10 protein-coding genes are annotated in these 16,625 nt (G+C 67.3%); 4 read left to right on the top strand and 6 right to left on the bottom strand.

Annotated features, from left to right (window positions below; all coding sequences use genetic code 11):
• Window positions 1-7: 7 nt before the first annotated feature.
• The gene (locus tag EAH68_RS05910) at window positions 8-367 is read right to left on the bottom strand and encodes a DUF1622 domain-containing protein (RefSeq protein WP_126120405.1); all 360 of its coding nucleotides are present in this window, start codon (window positions 365-367) and stop codon (window positions 8-10) included.
• A gap of 174 nt (window positions 368-541) precedes the next feature.
• On the opposite strand from EAH68_RS05910, the gene gltB reads away from it, so the two are divergent.
• Window positions 542-5,032 (top strand): glutamate synthase large subunit, encoded by a 4,491-nt coding sequence (gene gltB, locus EAH68_RS05905; protein WP_126120404.1) that lies wholly within the window; start codon window positions 542-544, stop codon window positions 5,030-5,032.
• The gene (locus EAH68_RS05900) at window positions 5,025-6,524 is read left to right on the top strand and encodes a glutamate synthase subunit beta (protein ID WP_126120403.1); all 1,500 of its coding nucleotides are present in this window, start codon (window positions 5,025-5,027) and stop codon (window positions 6,522-6,524) included. Before gltB ends, EAH68_RS05900 begins: the two co-directional genes overlap by 8 nt.
• 15 nt (window positions 6,525-6,539) lie before the next feature.
• Here the strand turns inward: EAH68_RS05900 and EAH68_RS05895 are convergent, their stop codons facing one another.
• From EAH68_RS05895 to EAH68_RS05875, 5 genes are all read right to left on the bottom strand, one after another.
• Window positions 6,540-9,950, bottom strand: coding sequence for an arabinosyltransferase domain-containing protein (locus EAH68_RS05895; protein WP_164546412.1), 3,411 nt, complete (start codon window positions 9,948-9,950; stop codon window positions 6,540-6,542).
• Between the two features lie 16 nt (window positions 9,951-9,966).
• A complete protein-coding gene (locus EAH68_RS05890; protein ID WP_126120402.1) occupies window positions 9,967-11,964 on the bottom strand; it encodes a galactan 5-O-arabinofuranosyltransferase in 1,998 nt (665 codons plus the stop codon).
• A gap of 2 nt (window positions 11,965-11,966) precedes the next feature.
• On the bottom strand, window positions 11,967-12,728 hold the full coding sequence (dprE2, locus tag EAH68_RS05885) for a decaprenylphospho-beta-D-erythro-pentofuranosid-2-ulose 2-reductase (protein ID WP_126120401.1): 762 nt from the start codon (window positions 12,726-12,728) through the stop codon (window positions 11,967-11,969).
• A 20-nt stretch (window positions 12,729-12,748) separates the two neighbouring features.
• Complete coding sequence (dprE1, locus tag EAH68_RS05880; RefSeq protein ID WP_126120400.1) at window positions 12,749-14,164, bottom strand: decaprenylphosphoryl-beta-D-ribose oxidase; 1,416 nt, start codon at window positions 14,162-14,164, stop codon at window positions 12,749-12,751.
• 1,138 nt (window positions 14,165-15,302) lie between these two features.
• A complete protein-coding gene (locus tag EAH68_RS05875) occupies window positions 15,303-15,563 on the bottom strand; it encodes a hypothetical protein (protein ID WP_126120399.1) in 261 nt (86 codons plus the stop codon).
• Between the two features lie 54 nt (window positions 15,564-15,617).
• On the opposite strand from EAH68_RS05875, the gene EAH68_RS05870 reads away from it, so the two are divergent.
• A complete protein-coding gene (locus EAH68_RS05870) occupies window positions 15,618-16,121 on the top strand; it encodes a hypothetical protein (RefSeq protein ID WP_126120398.1) in 504 nt (167 codons plus the stop codon).
• Entirely contained in the window at window positions 16,118-16,618 is a 501-nt protein-coding gene (locus tag EAH68_RS05865) for a DUF6218 family protein (RefSeq protein WP_126120397.1), read from the top strand. The genes EAH68_RS05870 and EAH68_RS05865 overlap by 4 nt, the downstream gene beginning before the upstream one ends.
• The last annotated feature ends 7 nt before the right edge of the window (window positions 16,619-16,625 follow it).

The following is a 16,625-nucleotide window of genomic DNA, read 5'->3' as shown; positions in this document are numbered from 1 at the left end:
GCCCACCTCAGGCGGTGGCGGGTTTTTCCTCCTTCTGCCACGGCCAACGGCCGGTGACCTCCAGCTCCAGGGAGAAGCTGAGGAAGGTCCGGATGATCACGATCAGTCCCAGGACGCCGACCGACTGGAAGGTGGGGGTGATCGCGACGGTGCGGATGATGTCGGCGGCGACGAGCAGCTCCAGTCCGAGGAGGATGGAGCGGCCCAGCTGCTGCCGGTAGCGGTGGTAGACGTCCTCGCCTCGGCGCCGGCGGAGCAGGGCTCCGCCGGCCAGCAGTGTCGCCACGACGATGCCGATCACCATCGCGGCGACGCCGGCGACATCGACAAGTTGGCCGGTGATCTCCATTGCTTCCCGGAAGGACATCGGTATTCCTCTCCTGGCGCTGCGCGTTTCCCTCCAGTATGGCCGAATATGTGGCGCAGGTCACGGGATCCTGTGCAGTGAAATTTTCCACTTCCGCTCCATTAACTATTGCGCGACAGGCTCACATGTAGTTTTCTGTAGATCGACAGACAGATAACTCGTGAGGAGGCAGAAATGCACAGACAGGGACTCTACAACCCGGCCCACGAACACGACGCCTGCGGCGTCGGATTTGTCGCTGACCTGCACGGGCGGGCGTCGAGAAGCATCGTGGACCACGGCCTGCAGATCCTGGCCAACATCGACCACCGCGGAGCCGCCGGCGCGGAGAAGAACACCGGGGACGGCACCGGCATCCTCCTGCAGATCCCCGACGGCCTCTATCGCGCGGTCGTCGATTTCGAGCTGCCCGCGCCGGGGGCCTACGCCACCGGCATCGCCTTCCTGCCTGCCGACGCCGCCGCCGTCCCTGCCGCCCGGCACGCCATCGGGGCCATCGCCCGGGAGGAGGGGGCGCAGGTCCTCGGGTGGCGCGAGGTGCCGGTCGAGCCGACAGGCCTGGGTTCGATGGCCCTGGCCGCGATGCCCTCCTTCCACCAGATCTTCCTCGCCGCGGGGGAGCGGACGGGTATTGAACTCGACCGGGTGATGTTCTTCATCCGCAAGCGCTGTGAGCGGGAACTACCCGGGGTGTACTTCCCCTCCCTGAGCGCGCGCACGATCATCTACAAGGGCATGCTCACCACCCCGCAGCTGGCCGCCTTCTACGCCGACCTGCGCGACCCGCGCCTGGAGTCCGCGCTGGCCATGGTGCACTCGCGCTTCTCCACCAACACCTTCCCCTCCTGGCCGCTGGCGCACCCCTACCGGCTGGTCGCCCACAACGGGGAGATCAACACCGTCACCGGCAACGAGAACTGGATGCGGGCCCGCGAGGCGCTGATCACCTCCCCGGAGCTCGGCAGCCTGGAACGCATCCTGCCCGTGTGCACGCCCTCGGGCTCGGACACCGCGCGTTTCGACGAGGCCCTGGAGCTGCTCCACCTCGGCGGCTACCCGCTGCCGCACGCCGTGGCGATGATGGTGCCGCAGGCCTGGGAACACAACCCCACCCTCGATCCTGAGCTGCGCAAATTCTACGAGTACCACTCCTGCCTCATGGAGCCGTGGGACGGCCCGGCCGCCATCGCCTTCACCGACGGCCGCCTCATCGGTGCCGTCCTCGACCGCAACGGCCTGCGCCCCGGGCGCGTGTGGATCACCACGGATGACACCGTCATCATGGCCTCCGAGGCCGGTGTCGTGGACATCGCACCGGAGCGGGTGGCCAAGCGCACGCGGGTGCAGCCGGGGAAGATGTTCCTCGTCGACACCGCCGCCGGCCGCATCGTCGGGGACGCCGAGATCAAGGCCGGACTCGCAGCGTCCGCCCCCTACGGGAAGTGGATCACGGAGAACTTCGTCCCGCTGGCCGGTCTGCCGCAGACCCGCTACCGCTACATGCCGCATGAGCGGGTGGTGCTGCGTCAGCGCGTCTTCGGTGTCACTGAGGAGGACGTCGACCTCATCATCGAGCCGATGGCGCACAACGCTGCTGAGGCCATCGGTTCCATGGGTTCGGACACCCCCATCGCGGCGCTCTCGGCCCGCCCGCGGATGCTCTACGACTTCTTCGCCCAGCGTTTCGCCCAGGTGACCAACCCCCCGTTGGACGCCATCCGGGAGAAGTCCGTCACCTCCATGATCACGCTGCTGGGCGCGCAGTCCGATGTGCTCAATCCCTCCGCCGAGGCCGCCCGCCGCATCCGGCTGGAGACCCCGGTCCTGGACAACCATCACTTCGCCACCCTCGTCCACGCCGATGACCAGGGGGAATGGTCCTCCTTCCGCGCGGCGGTCATCTCCGGGCTCTATCCCGTGGCCCAGGGCGGGGAGGGGATGCGCCGGGCGCTCGAGCGCATTCTCGCCGAGGTCGATGCTGCCATCCTCGAAGGCGCCGGTCTCATCGTGCTCTCCGACCGCGAATCCGACGAGGAGCTCGCCCCGATTCCCGCCCTGCTGCTCACCTCCACGGTGCACCAGCACCTGGTCACCGAGCGCACCCGCCTGCGTGCCTCCCTCATCGTGGAATCGGGTGACGCCCGCGAGGTCCACCACCTGGCCATGCTGCTGGCCTTCGGTGCCGACGCCATCAACCCCTACCTGGCCTTCGAGACCATCGATGAGCTGCGGCTGGCCGGGCGCCTGGGCGAACTCGACCTCGATGCCGCCTGCACCAACTACGTCACCGCCGCCACCACCGGGGTGCTCAAGGTGATGTCCAAGATGGGTATCTCCACCGTCGCCTCCTACCGCGGCGCGCAGCTGGCGGATGTCACCGGCCTGTCCCAGGAACTTCTCGACGCCTTCTTCGGCCACCTGCCCTCACCCATCTCCGGCGTGGGCCTGGACGAACTGGCCGCGGACGTCGCCGCCCGCCACCGCTTCGCCTTCCACCCCCACCCGGCCGGGGCCACCCGTCCCGAGCGCGACCCCGGCGGGGAGTACCGGTGGCGTCGGGAGGGGGAGTACCACCTGTTCAATCCGGAGACCATCTTCAAGCTGCAGCACGCCACCCGCACCGGCCAGTACTCGATCTTCCGCGACTACACCCGTGCCGTCGACGAGCAGTCCACCCGCCTGGCCACCCTGCGCGGCATGCTCGAGTTCCACTCCGACCGCCCGCCGGTGCCGCTGGATGAGGTCGAACCGGTCAGCGAGATCGTGAAGCGCTTCTCGACGGGCGCGATGTCCTACGGCTCCATCTCCGCCGAGGCGCACGAGACGCTGGCCATCGCCATGAACCGGCTCGGCGGGATGTCCAATTCCGGCGAGGGCGGCGAGGATCCCGACCGTTTCCACCCCGATGCGGACGGCAGCTGGCGGCGCTCCGCCATCAAGCAGGTCGCCTCGGGACGCTTCGGTGTGACCAGTCACTACCTGAACAACTGCACCGACATCCAGATCAAGATGGCCCAGGGCGCCAAGCCCGGTGAGGGTGGCCAGCTCCCGCCGGAGAAGGTCTACCCGTGGATCGCGAAGGTGCGCATCACCACGCCCGGGGTCGGGCTGATCTCCCCGCCGCCGCACCACGACATCTACTCCATCGAGGACCTTGCCCAGCTCATCTTCGACCTGCGCAACGCCAACCCGCAGGCACGGGTCCACGTGAAACTCGTCGCCGAACAGGGGGTGGGCACCGTCGCTGCCGGGGTGGCCAAGGCACACGCCGACGTCGTCCTCATCTCCGGCCACGACGGCGGCACCGGTGCCTCTCCGCTGACCAGCCTCAAGCACGCCGGTGGTCCCTGGGAACTCGGTCTGGCCGAAACCCAGCAGACCCTCCTGCGGGGCGGGCTGCGCGACCGCGTCCGGGTGCAGTGCGACGGCCAGCTCAAGACCGGCCGCGACGTCGTCGTCGCCGCCCTGCTCGGCGCGGAGGAATTCGGTTTCGCCACCGCCCCGCTCGTCGTGGAGGGCTGCATCATGATGCGCGTCTGCCACCTCGACACCTGCCCGGTGGGCATCGCCACCCAGAATCCGGACCTGCGGGCGAAATTCAGCGGCCGTGCCGAGCATGTGGTCAACTTCTTCACCTTCCTCGCGGAGGAGGTCCGCGAACACCTGGCAGCGCTGGGCTTCCGCAGCATCGACGAGGCCGTCGGCCAGTCCCAGGTCCTGCGCCAGCGCACCGACGCGGCCTTCACCACCGCCCACCCGCGGGCCGCCCGGCTCGACCTCACACCCCTCCTGCACGCCGCCGCCTCCCCCTTCTTCCCGGGCCAGGAACCGCGTTGCACCACCCGGCAGGAGACCGGGCTCGACGGGGTCCTCGATGAGCGCCTGCTCGCCGATGCCACCCCCACCATCCGTTCCGCCGCCCTCGACGGTGGTGCCCGCATCGAGCTGGCCTACCCGGTCCGCAACACCGACCGGACCGTGGGCACGCTGACCGGCTCCCGCATCACCCGCCTGACCGGGGGAGCGGGCCTGCCGGAGGACACCGTCCGCGTCCGGCTCACCGGCTCCGCCGGCAACTCCGCCGGTGCCTTCCTACCCGCCGGACTCACCCTCGACCTGGTCGGCGACGCCAACGACTTCCTGGCCAAGGGGCTGTCCGGCGGCCGGGTCATCCTCCGCCCGCATCCGCAGGCCCCACCCCAGCTGGCGGGCGCGGACCCCGACATCATCGGCGGGAACGTCATCGGTTTCGGTGCCACCAGCGGGGAGATCCTCATCCGCGGCGGGGTCGGCGAACGCTTCTGCGTGCGCAACTCCGGCGCCACCGCGGTCGTCGAGGGCATCGGCAACCACGGCTGCGAATACATGACCGGCGGCCGCGTGATCGTCCTCGGCGAGGTCGGCGACAACTTCGGCGCCGGCATGTCCGGTGGCATCGCCTACCTCGCCCCCGTCGGCGACCTGAGGGGCAAGATCAACCCGGGGCTCGTGGACGTCGAGAAGCTCTCGGAACACGACCTCGACTTCCTCGACCGCCTCATCGACCGCCACCGGCGGCTCACCGGCTCCACCACCCCCTGGCAGGCCCGCGACCTGCTCAAGATCATCCCGCGCGACTACCCACGCATACTCATCCCAACCCGGGAGGCTGTCCACCATGGCTGATCCACACGGCTTCATCAACCACGCCCGCAGCGAAGCAGCCCACCGCCCGGTCCCGCTGCGCCTGCTCGACTGGCGCGAGGTCCACGACCACGGTCCCGCCGCCCACCACAGCGAACAGTCCGCCCGCTGCATGGACTGCGGCGTGCCCTTCTGCCACGCCGGCTGTCCGCTCGGCAACATCATCCCCGAATGGAACGACCTCGTGCGCCGCGACCGCTGGCGGGAGGCCTGGGACCGGCTCCACGCCACCAACAACTTCCCCGAGTTCACCGGCCGTGTCTGCCCCGCCCCCTGCGAGGGGGCGTGCGTGCTCGGCATCAACGACGACGCCGTGACCATCCGCGAGATCGAACTCGCCATCGCCGAACACGGCTTCCGCGAGGGCTGGGCCGTCCCCGTCCGACCCGCCACCCGCACGGGGAAAACCGTCGCGGTCGTCGGCAGTGGACCCGCAGGCCTGGCCGCCGCACAGCAGCTCACCCGCGCCGGCCACGACGTCACCGTCTTCGAACGCGACGCCGCGCCCGGTGGCCTCATGCGCTACGGCGTGCCCGAGTACAAACTCGAGTCCCGCTTCCTCGACCGCCGCCTCGAGCAGATGCGTGCCGAAGGCACCATCTTCCGCACCGGCTTTTCCCCCGGCGTCGCGGATCTCTCGCTTTTCGACGCCACCGTCCTCGCCACCGGCACCCCCGTCCCCCGTGAGCTCGACGTCCCCGGCCGCGAGCTGACCGGCATCCATCACGCCATGGACTTCCTGGCGCACGCCTCGGCTTCGGCTCCGACGATCAACGCCCGCGGCCGACGCGTGGTGATCATCGGCGGCGGCGACACCGGCACCGACTGTTTCGGCAGCGCCCTGCGGCAGGGGGCGGCGAGCGTCACCCAGTTCGACATCCGGCCGAAGGCTCCCCACGAGCGGGCCGTGAGCACTCCCTGGCCCATGCAGCCGCTGATCTGGCGGCAGGCCACCGCGCATGAGGAGGGCGAGTACGTCATCACCGGCGACGAATCCGCCGACGAGATCGTCGCCCTCGGCCTGGCTCACCGCGAGGTGGGGGCACCGCTGGCCGGGCGCATCTTCTCCGTGAACACCGTCGCCTTCACCGGGGTGGACGGCCACGTGAGTCGGATCCGCGGTGACGAGGTCGAGGTCATCGCCGGCCGGCGCGTGCCCGTGGCCGGCACCGACTTCGAGGTCGAGGCCGACCTGGTCCTCATCGCGCTGGGTTTCACCGGCTCGGAGCCCGGCGGGCTGCACGCCGAACTCGGCGTGGAGATCAATGAGCGTGGGCGCATCGTCCGCGACAGCTCCTACCGCTCCACCGTGCCGGGCGTCTACGTCGCCGGCGACAACGGCCGCGGCCAGTCACTCATCGTCTGGGCCATCGCGGAGGGCAGGGCCGCCGCCGCGGCGGTGGACGCCGACCTCATGGGCACCACCACGCTGCCGTCCGTGGTCGCGCCCACGGACCGGCCGCTGGGGGTCTGAGGCCGGCCCCCCGGGTCAGTTGCTGGTGGTGATGTTCATGTTGGAGGGTTTCCACCAGCCCGGCCGCTGGATGAGCTCGTAGTCGATCTCGGCATCAGCCGGGGTGACGTCGGCGGAGTTGGTCCGCAGTTCGTAGATCTCGATGGAACCCCAGTCGCGGTGCCAGTCCTGCCTGGTGTAGCTCGGCAGCTCATAGGAGGAGTTGACGGCCTCGGCGGTGCCCATGACACCACCGCCCTCGTAGTCCTGGAACGGCGTCAGCGTCGCCTTGCCCGGGTGGTCCGGAGAGATGCGGAACTGGGGGATCTCCGCGACACCGGCGAAGTGGTCGAAGGTGCGCTGGCAGGGGAACTGCAGGCCGACGGACCAGTCGAGCAGACCCGGGTCCTCGGAACCGACGACGTTGTTCAGCGTGTCCAGGGTGGGTACACGCGGCGGGGTGAAGGCCAGCCACTGCTCGGGGTCGAGGCTGTGGTCGGTCGCGGTGATACGGATGACGTTGGCCTCCTCGGGCAGGGCCTCGATCGGCAGGCGCAGGTTACGCCAGGAGGGCAGCGGGCCGATGTCGAGGAGCTCGGTCTCGTCGATGTCGCGCACGCGGCCGTCCGCCTCACGGGTGCCGTACTCGAGGAGGAGTTCCTGACCGTTGTGGCGCACGCCGTTGATATCGGAGTGCTCGATGCGGCCGGCGGCGGAGACGACGATGAGCGGGGCCTCGTCGGTGTGCTCCGGCAGCTCGTACCAGGAGGTGGTGATGTCGGCCGGGTACTGCTGGCCGGAGGTCCAGGAACCGACGACCGGCACCGTCGTGTAGTCGAGGTTGAAGGGCAGGCGGGCACGGGAGCCGTTGACACCGACCTCGGCACGCACGCCACCGGTGTTGCCGGTCTCCTGGCCGGTGGCCTCATCGGAGCCGCCGGTGTTCTCGGTGTCGGCGATGGCGCCGACGGAGGAGGTGTACACGGTGTCCTGGCCGATGGACGGCGGAACGTTGTTGGCCTCGAAGCCGCGGTTGTCCTCGGATTCGAGTGATTCGCCCAGCGCCACCCCGCCGGCCGGGGTGAGGAAGGAATCGTTCGAGTTGGTCTCCACGAGGGCGTCGTTGGCCAGGCTGCAGGTGTCACCCGTCAGGGAACGCAGGTTGCCCATGCCGACGGAGTAGGCCGGCGTCTGGGAGATGAATCCCTTCGCGAAGGAGGCCATGGAGAACAACACGACCAGAGCGCTGGCGACCGCGATGGGGGCCGCGGCGACACCCGTCCAGCGGGAGCGTTTATCGGCCTGCTCGGCCTCGAGCTGTTTCAGTGTGCCCTGTTGTTCGGCACGTGCGGTGCGGACATCGCCGACGAAGGACTGGACCACGCCGATGACCAGGATGACCAGGGCGATGAACAGCACCAGGGTGGAGGCCTCGAAGCCCTTGAGCTGGACCGTCTTGTCGAACCACGGGACACCGAAACTGGAGACGTACCACCAGCCGTTGATGCCGGCCAGGGAGATCGCCATGAGGAAGACCACGGCACCGATCATGAGGGTGCGGGCCCGGCTGGAACGCAGCGCCATCGCGCTCAGGGCCACGGCGGCCAGCGCAGCCAGGGCACCGGCGATGCCGGCGTAGACGCCGAAGTGGTGGGTCCACTTGGTCGGCGTGAACATCATGAAGAACATGGTGCCGAAGATGATGAGTACCAGGCGCAGCGAAGGATCCTTCGCGGCACCCGGGACCCGGCCGTTGCGCAGGATCGCGGCGATGACGATGGCCAGGCAGAGGAAGAGCATGATCACCGCGAAGCGGCGGGTCAGCGAACCGTCGACGGTCTGCTCCATGAGGGTCTGATAGCGGACCCATTCGTCGTACCAGCTCAGGGCCGGACCCTTCGCGGAGCGGACGCGGATGGACTCGAGCACCGAGGCCAGGGTCTGGTCGCCGAAGACAGCGATGAGGATGGCGGTACCCGCAGCGAGGAAGGGCGCGGCCATCGCGGCGACAGCCTTGAGGATGCTGCCCCGCGAGGCTCCCTCACCCGCACCCACCAGGGGCAGACGGCGGTTGATGATGCGGATGATGCTCGACAGGGAGGCGAGCAGGGCAGCCACGGCCATGAGGCCGGTGGGCCCGGCGCTGAGGGAGAGCGTCGCGAGGATGACACCGATGGCCGCCGGCAGCAGCCGGGAGGTTGCGATGGAACGCTCGAAGGAGGCCCACGTCAGGATCGCACCCATGGCGATGATCGGCTCGGGGCGGGTGCCGTTGTTGTAGGGCAGCCAGAAGGCGAGGAAGACCATCGCGGCGGTCCAGTGGGCGACCCGGCGGCCGTCGATGCGCGCGCCCAGACGGGGGATGATCTCGCGGGAGAGCACGAACCAGATGACGAGACCGGACAGCAGCGCCGGCACCCGCATCCACACGGAGGCGGTGGACACCTGGGTGAACAGGGCCAGCAGGTCGTAGAACGGGGAACCGAAGGGGGACTCCGGTACACCGAACCAGCGGTAGTAGTTCGCGATGTAGCCGGCGTTCTCGGAGACCCGGGCCATGCTGAAGATGAAGCCGTCGTCGGAGGTGTTGGCACCGAAGATGTGCCAGTAGACGAGGACGAAACCCACCACACCGTCCAGCGGGCGGGGACGCCACCAGCCCTGGGACAGGAAGCGTCGCGTGCTCCGCCCGTCCAGGCGGTCCATCCGGTGCAGCGCCCACAGAGCGACGAGGACGCAGATCAGACCGCCGAACATGGCGATGTATTTCAGCGCGGAGGGGGCGGAGGTGAAACGCGAGTTGATCTCGACGTCGGCGGTGAGACCGGCGTCGACCAGCGCGTCATGGCTGCCGGCGGTGTCCTCGATCTCGGTGTAGATGCCCGTGACCTGTGGTCGGACATCCTCCTCATCGATGATGCCCTCGAGCTCATCGCCGTCGGAGTCCCGGACCCCCGGGACCGACACAACGGTCTCCTCCTCCGTCGAGGAGATGGTGAGCACGGCGTCGTCGGGAAGCTCGGAGACCTCCTCCGCACTCAGCTCGAAGGGCACCTGGTCCCGGATGACCACGTCGACCCCGCCCTCCCAGGAGCGGACGAACAGGCCACGGGAGGTCGCGTCGGTCGAATCGGCCGGCAGCGTCGACAGCAGGAGGGTCTGATCCTCCCGGAGACCGTCGATGGCCTCCGCGACGGGCACAGTGATGTCGATGCGTTCCGGCGCATAGGAGACCAGCGGTGCGTTGACAGAGTTGAGACTGTCACCCTGCGGCCAGGAGAAGGACGCCTGGGTCTGGTTGACCGGCAGAAACGGGGTCGCCAGAAACAGCAGGAACCCCAGCAGGCCGGAGATGATCGCGACGTTCTTCAGCCATTCCGGGGCGGTGTCCCTGCCCGCATGCGGGGCGGGGGACGTCTCACGGTTAGACACGGCAGTTGCAGACACAGAAGTGGAGTCTACGTCAGCCCGCGTCCTTTATACGCGTCGCCACAACGAAGGGGCCGATCTGGGAGGTATGCCACAGATCCGCGCGGAAGACCTCCGGATTGAAGAAGATACCGTGGTAACGGGTGTTCGGGTTGTTGGGGAAGATGTCCTCCGACAGATGGGTCTTCCACCCCGCATCCGGGGCGTCCCCGACGGGCTGGTCCAGCGTGCCGCGGAGGATGAACACGTCCGGGCCCCGCCACGGGGTGCCGGTGAGTGCCTCATCGAAGGCCGCGGGGTCGGACAACTCCTCCCAGGAACCGGTGGCCCAGTCGTCGATCGTCTCGTTGCGGGCGGTGAACTCACCCAGCGGGTTGGCGTAGTGGCTGGTGAAGGCCTGGAAACCGAAGTAGGGGTGGAAGGACATGAAGTTGATTTCGTCGGTGAGCACCACCGTGTCCAGCGGGTCGTGGCCGTGGGAACGGATCTCCTCGTCGATCGCCGGATAATAGCGGCCGGCGTCTGCGGCGAAACGGTCGGCGCGTTCACCGTAGCCGTCGGTGTCGGCGTAGGCCTGGTCGATGGCGCGCTGGTTGACCACCGGTATCTGCTGCGCGTAGTGCAGGCCACCGCCGGCGAGGATAACCACCATGAGCACCGTGATGTAGCGGCGGGCGCGTGCGCCCAGCCGGTCCGGGTAGAGCGCCTCCACCCCGATGAGCCGCAGCTGGGCCAGCGCCAGAACACCGGCGGTGGCCAGCTGCGAGACGATGAGGATGTCCACGCGGAAACCCAGCAGCGTGGTGCCGGCCAGGGTGAATACCATCGAGCCGATGGACCACAGGTAGAAGCCGACCAGGGCGATGCCCATGCTGCGGGCGTCCAGGTCCGTGGCCCGGATGACCAGCCAGATCAGGCCGAAGAGGCACAGCAGGCCGAGCACCGAGGTTGAGAGGAAGGGCACCGGGACCTGCGCGCCCTCCAACGGCAGATAGTTCGGGGCGGCGGAACCGTCCGAGGGGTGCCCGGTGACGGTGAGCCACAGATACGGCCCCCACGTCACCAGGGCGATGAGGATGGAACCGACACCCATGACCAGCAGGTGGAGCAGCGGACGCCAGGTGCGGAAGAAGATCGCGGCGAAGAGCGTGCCGATGGCCACCACCGACAGCGCCACCGCACCGGTGTACAGGGTGTAGAAGCTCGCCGAGACACCGAGGTAGAGGGCCATGCCCACCGTGGCGAACCAGGAACCCAGCAGCGCCCGGCCCACCAGCACGGTGGCCGCCGGGGCACCCATGGCGACAACCGCGCCGTAGGGCTCCTCCGGGCTCATCACCAGCGCAACACACAGTGTGACCAGCGTGATAGCCACCGCCACCGGCAGCGAACCGCTCAGGCGCTGCCACACCGGCACCAGCATGCAGCCGACCACGGCGAAGGAGATCAGCGCCCACGGCTGATACACCTCCCAGCCCGGCATACCCAGCAGGTTGGCCAGCCGGCCGCCGCCCCAGAACCAGCCCAGCGGGTAGTAGGTGGGCAGGTCGATGTAGTTCATGTCCTGGTTGCCCCACGTCGTGGCCATCCGCGTGAGGAACTGGGTGCGGAAACGCTGGTCGACCTGCACACCGTCGAGGTACAGACGCGTGGCGGACAACGGTATCGCGGTCGTGGAAAGCACCAGCGCCGCCGGCGAGAGGTAGGAGACGAGGTAGGTGAGGACCACCCGCCAGCGTGGCCGCCGGATGGCCTCATCCTCACCTGCTTCGCGACGTCCCCTCGCCTTCTGCTCATCAAACAGCCAGGCGATGGTCAGCGCCCCGAGGACCAGGAGCGTGACGACGGTCGCGACCGTCGACAACGCGTACGTCATGTTCGACGTGTTGAAGGCCGGCCAGCTGGTCAACCGGAGCAGCAGCCACGCGGCCAACGTCACCACCCCGCCGGCGATGCCGGCGACGACGATGCCCGCCAGGGTCCGGCGCCGGCTCAGCAGGTCAGTGGTGTAGTCCTCGGTGCGCGTCGACATGCCTAGAAGGGTAGCCTGCGGAAGATCTGGCGCGGGATCATGTTGAACACCGCCGCCACGGCCTCGAAGGCCGGGTGGACGAAGATGATGTCCCGGCCCTTGAGGACACCCTCGACGGTGGCCTTCGCCACGTCGTCGATGTCCACGGTCAGCGGTGCCTCCTTCGTGCCCGCCGACATCTTCGTGCGCACCTGACCCGGACGGACAACGAGCACCTTCGCGCCCGAGTCCCGCAGGGCCTCACCCAGCTGAGTGTAGAAACCGTCGAGGCCGGCCTTGGATGCGCCGTAGACGAAGTTGGAGCGGCGCACCCGCACACCTGCGACGGAGGACAGGGCGACGATGGTGCCGTGGCCCTGCTCCCTGAAACGCTGCCCCAGGAGCACACCGACGGACACGGGGCCGGTGTAGTTGGTCTGGGCGGAGGCCACGGCCGCGGCCTGATCCTGCCACAGCGCCTCCTGGTCCCCCAGGGTGCCGAAGGCCACGATCGCGACATCCACGTCACCGTGTGCGAAGGCGGCTTCGATGGTCGCCGGATGGGAGTCGAAGTCGGTGGCGTCGAAATCCACGACCTCCACCTCGGAGGCGCCGGCGGCCTTGATCTGGTCCACCGCCGTGCTGATGCGCGGCGAGTCCTTGCGCGCCGCCAGCGTCACCCGGGCGGGTCCACGGCTGAGGAACTCGGCGACTATGCCGAGGCCGATCTCGGAGGTGCCGCCGAGCAGCAGAATGTTCTGGGCCTGGCCCACTGCGTTGAGCATGGTTCTGTATTACTCCTGTGTCAGTTCAGTTCGAGACGGCGGGACATGTCGGAGGCGAAGACACCCGTCGGGTCGATTCCGTTGCGGGTCTTCAGCCAACCCTCCAGGCCCGGATACATCTGGTGGAAGTTCTCCGCGGAGGTGCGGGATTCCTTGGCCAGGTACAGTCGGCCGCCGAACTCCATGACCCGGCGATCCAGGTCGTCGAGAAACTCGTTGAGGCCCGGACGGATGGGGAAGTCCACGCAGACGTTCCAGCCCGGCATCGGGTAGGACAACGGGGCCCGGTTGCCCGGCCCGAAGAGCTTGAACACATTGAGCGCGGAGTAATGCCCGGAGCGCTGGATATCGCGGATGATCTCCTTGAACGGCTCCACCGCATCCATCGGCACCACGAACTGGTACTGCAGGAAACCGGCCGGGCCGTAGCCGCGGTTCCACTCACCGACCAGGTCGAGAGGCTGGTAGAACTGCGTCAGATTCTTGATCTGGTTCCGCGCCGGGGCGCCCATCATGAAGTAGGCCTGGCCGATCGCGCTCATCGTCAGCTTGTTCATGGTGAAGGACGGGAAGATGTCCGGCACCGTCATCAGCTGCGGGGCGTTGAACTTCAGCGGATCCTTCGCGAGCTTCGGGGCGAGCTCCTGCAGCTGGTCCAGGGTTGCCAGCGAACCACGCGAGATGGTGGCACGGCCCAGCTTCGGCTCCGGGCTGATCGCGTCGAACCAGGCGGAGGAGTAGGTGTAGTTGTGCTCCGAGCCGTCCGAGTGGAAGGCGACGGTCTCCTCGAGGTTCTCCGTCCGGTCGGTGTCCGCGATGAAGTAGGCGGTCTCCGTCTTGGTCATCCGGATCCGAGCCTGCAGGATGATGCCGGTCAGCCCCATGCCGCCGACCGTCGCCCAGAAGAGCGTGCCGTCCGGGTCATCCGTAGTGCCCTCCGGCTCGAGGTGGAGCACGCGGCCGTCGGCGACCAGCAGCTCCATGGAGACGACGTGGTCGCCGAAAGAGCCTGCGGAATGGTGGTTCTTGCCGTGGATGTCCGGCCCGATCGCACCGCCGATGGTCACCTGGCGTGTACCCGGCAGCACCGGAATCCACAGCCCGTAGGGGAGGGCGGCCTTCATCAGCTGGTCGAGGGTCACGCCACCGTCGACGTCGACAATGGCGGAATCCGGGTCAATCGAGTGGATCCTGTTCAGGGGCTGCATGTCCACGACCAGGCCGCCGGCGTTCTGCGCCGGATCGCCGTAGGAACGTCCCATACCGCGCGCGATGACTCCACGGCGCAGGTGGGAGGGTTTATCCGCGTTGGCGTCGGCGACTTGCGCCACGGCCGCGATGATCTTCTCGACATCCGGCGTGGCCAGGACGTGCGCCGTGGACGGGGCGGTGCGGCCCCACCCCGTGAGGGACTTGGTGGTGGTCTGAAGTTCCATCTTCCGATTCTCTGACTGGACGGAGGTATACGCGCTGAGGCGCATATCTGAATCACGGAGAAGCCTACCGTCGGGAAGCGGACGACTGGTATCCGCAGCCGGGCGGGCACCGAGTTTCTCTGCCGCAGCTGCAACCGGAAAAATCTATCATCGCTCTCATGTACCCGTTTGTTAACAGGATGGGGTGAGATTGAGCGAAAATTCACCAAAAATTTGGGCAATGTAACATTCAATAGTTGTTTTTCGATTCATCATGCCTTATCATCTTGACAGGCGATAAAGAAACTTTTCGCGCCTGATGTGGCTTTGATCACTCGCTGATTGATGGCGGGTGGGTTTCGGCATGATTTCCGCCCTCGGCATTGGGTGACTGGCACGGCTCCCCCACCCTTATATGGGGGGAATTTATGCGGGCAGGAGCACTTCCCTCTTGGAGGGGAAATATCGCCTGTGCTGCATAAACGCTCCTTGTGCGGCTTTTTGGTGCATCTTTCCGGGGAGTGGTGTGGCTTACATGGCTTGCCGGATGGATGCGGATTTGCCATAGTATAGCCATAGGGCAGGCCGCACGGTTTGTTCTTAACTCCCTTCGAAAGGAATCAACATGCTGGATTGGATCGTTTTCCACGCCGCTCACGTCCTCTACTCCGTCATCGGTGGCGTCACCGACTCCATCTTCAACCTGTCCGCTGGCGTCTTCTGGGGCGTCTAAGTCAGATGAAGATAATCCCTTAGGGATATCTGGAAGACCTCGGGATTTTCCCGGGGTCTTCTTCATTTCTACTGTCCGGGTGCAGCCTTTTCGGGTGTTACCCGGACAGTTTTATTTTCCTGATTACCTTCGGGCAGTTGCAGGCTGCAGCGGGGATTGCCATAGTTGAAGGTGGGTCACCGCCGAATGGCGGGAAACATGGCCCTAAGGAAAGGAAAATCACGCTTATGTCCACTATCACTGCATTGCTCGGAAGCACCGTGGCCGGTGCCCATGCCGCATTCGGTTCCGCCCAGGGTCTCTTCCACTTCTTCGTCAACTCCATCGGCCTGGGCTGGCTCTTCTAGGCAGTCGCCCAACAGAAGTCCGCTTTCATGATCCGGTTGCCCTCGGTGAGGGGACCGGATCTTTGCTTCTCCGGTGGGTTCAGAGATCGAGGATCCCGCGTATATCCGCTGGCAGCTCCTCCTGTGAAGTGATCACGGGCCGGCCGGAGGCCGCATACTCGCGCAGCAGGCGGTAGACCTCGGTGCGGTCGTGGCTGTCGAGGATGGGCAGTTCCTGTGCCAGCAGACGGGTCATGAAGTCATTGAGGGGCAGGTTGGTCTGCTCGGCAGCAACGAAACGTCCCTCGCGCAGATCCTTCTCCTCGTCGTAACCGTCACGGCTCTTCTTCTTTCCGAACATGCCACCAGCGTAGACAGCCCTGATCCGGTGGGGGTGAGGGGATAGGGTTAGGGCATGACCGACTACTACAGTCTCGATGACACCCTGGCGGGCAGAATCGCGCAGGCGGGCATGGTGGGGGCCACCGTCGCCTTGCCCGACTACATCTCCTCCCGCCCCCTGCGGGCCCTGGCCACGGCGGGGGTCGGGGCCGGCGGGGCGGCGCTGGTGGCCGTGCTCAACTCCTTCGATGAGGACCCGGATAATGATCCGACGGTGATGTTCGATCAGCTGCGCCGCTCCATCGGCGAGATCGGTTCGGTGCCGGGCCCGGGTTCGGACACCCCGGCGGGGGATTTTTCCACGGACTCACCAGTGCAGACGTGGACCGTCATCATCGGGGCACTGGCGGTGCTGACCGCACTGCTGAGGCTCGATGCCGCCCTCCAGCGCCGCCTCGTCGCCTGGCTGCGACGCTGCGGGCTCTCCCGGCCCAACACCTGGCTCGGCGGCGTGGCAGCAGCCGTGGTCTTCGCCATCGCCGAGATCGCCCACCAGCGCAGGGGGCAGCGGGCATGAGCGGGCATTCGGTGATCGCGGTCGTTGACAGGCAGGGGGAGACGACTGTCGTGTGGCAGGTGCAGACCTCCCCGGACTCGCCCTCCGGCATCATGTCCGGCGCGTGGCTGCTCGGCCCCGGTGAGGTGGATCCGGCGCGCATGGTGGACCTCACCGCCGGCGCACATGTCCTCGACGTTGACGGGGACGGGGAGGCGCTGCGGGCGATCCGGGCGGGCGTTGAGAAGCGCCTCGCCGAGTACAAGGCCGCGGCGAAGGCCGCGAAGGAGGCGAATCCCCAGCTCACTCTCCCGCGTTTCGACGCCCCCGAGACCGTCGATCTCGAGCAGATCGCCACCGCCTACCACGGCGAACCTGCAGCTCAGAGGGCATGGTCCTATGCCACCGCTCTGACAGAGCTGGTGGAGGCCTGGCACACCATCGAGAGCCAGCGTCGCTCGCGCAAGTATCTGCAGGAACGGTACGGGGCGGAGACCTTGCCTCTGCCGCTGGACTGAAAAAAAT

The organism is Corynebacterium hylobatis (genome assembly GCF_003955685.1).
Lineage (GTDB): Bacteria > Actinomycetota > Actinomycetes > Mycobacteriales > Mycobacteriaceae > Corynebacterium > Corynebacterium hylobatis.
Note: the sequence above shows the minus strand (reverse complement) of the source record. Positions and strands in the feature narration are given on the sequence as shown.

Excerpts from the sequence above, each read along its gene's own strand:
- EAH68_RS05910 (WP_126120405.1), bottom strand. The coding sequence starts at position 367 with ATGTCCTTCCGGGAAGCAATGGAGATCACCGGCCAACTTGTCGATGTC.
- gltB (WP_126120404.1), top strand. The coding sequence starts at position 542 with ATGCACAGACAGGGACTCTACAACCCGGCCCACGAACACGACGCCTGC.
- EAH68_RS05900 (WP_126120403.1), top strand. The coding sequence starts at position 5,025 with ATGGCTGATCCACACGGCTTCATCAACCACGCCCGCAGCGAAGCAGCC.
- EAH68_RS05890 (WP_126120402.1), bottom strand. The coding sequence starts at position 11,964 with ATGTCGACGCGCACCGAGGACTACACCACTGACCTGCTGAGCCGGCGC.
- dprE2 (WP_126120401.1), bottom strand. The coding sequence starts at position 12,728 with ATGCTCAACGCAGTGGGCCAGGCCCAGAACATTCTGCTGCTCGGCGGC.
- dprE1 (WP_126120400.1), bottom strand. The coding sequence starts at position 14,164 with ATGGAACTTCAGACCACCACCAAGTCCCTCACGGGGTGGGGCCGCACC.
- EAH68_RS05875 (WP_126120399.1), bottom strand. The coding sequence starts at position 15,563 with ATGTTCGGAAAGAAGAAGAGCCGTGACGGTTACGACGAGGAGAAGGAT.
- EAH68_RS05870 (WP_126120398.1), top strand. The coding sequence starts at position 15,618 with ATGACCGACTACTACAGTCTCGATGACACCCTGGCGGGCAGAATCGCG.
- EAH68_RS05865 (WP_126120397.1), top strand. The coding sequence starts at position 16,118 with ATGAGCGGGCATTCGGTGATCGCGGTCGTTGACAGGCAGGGGGAGACG.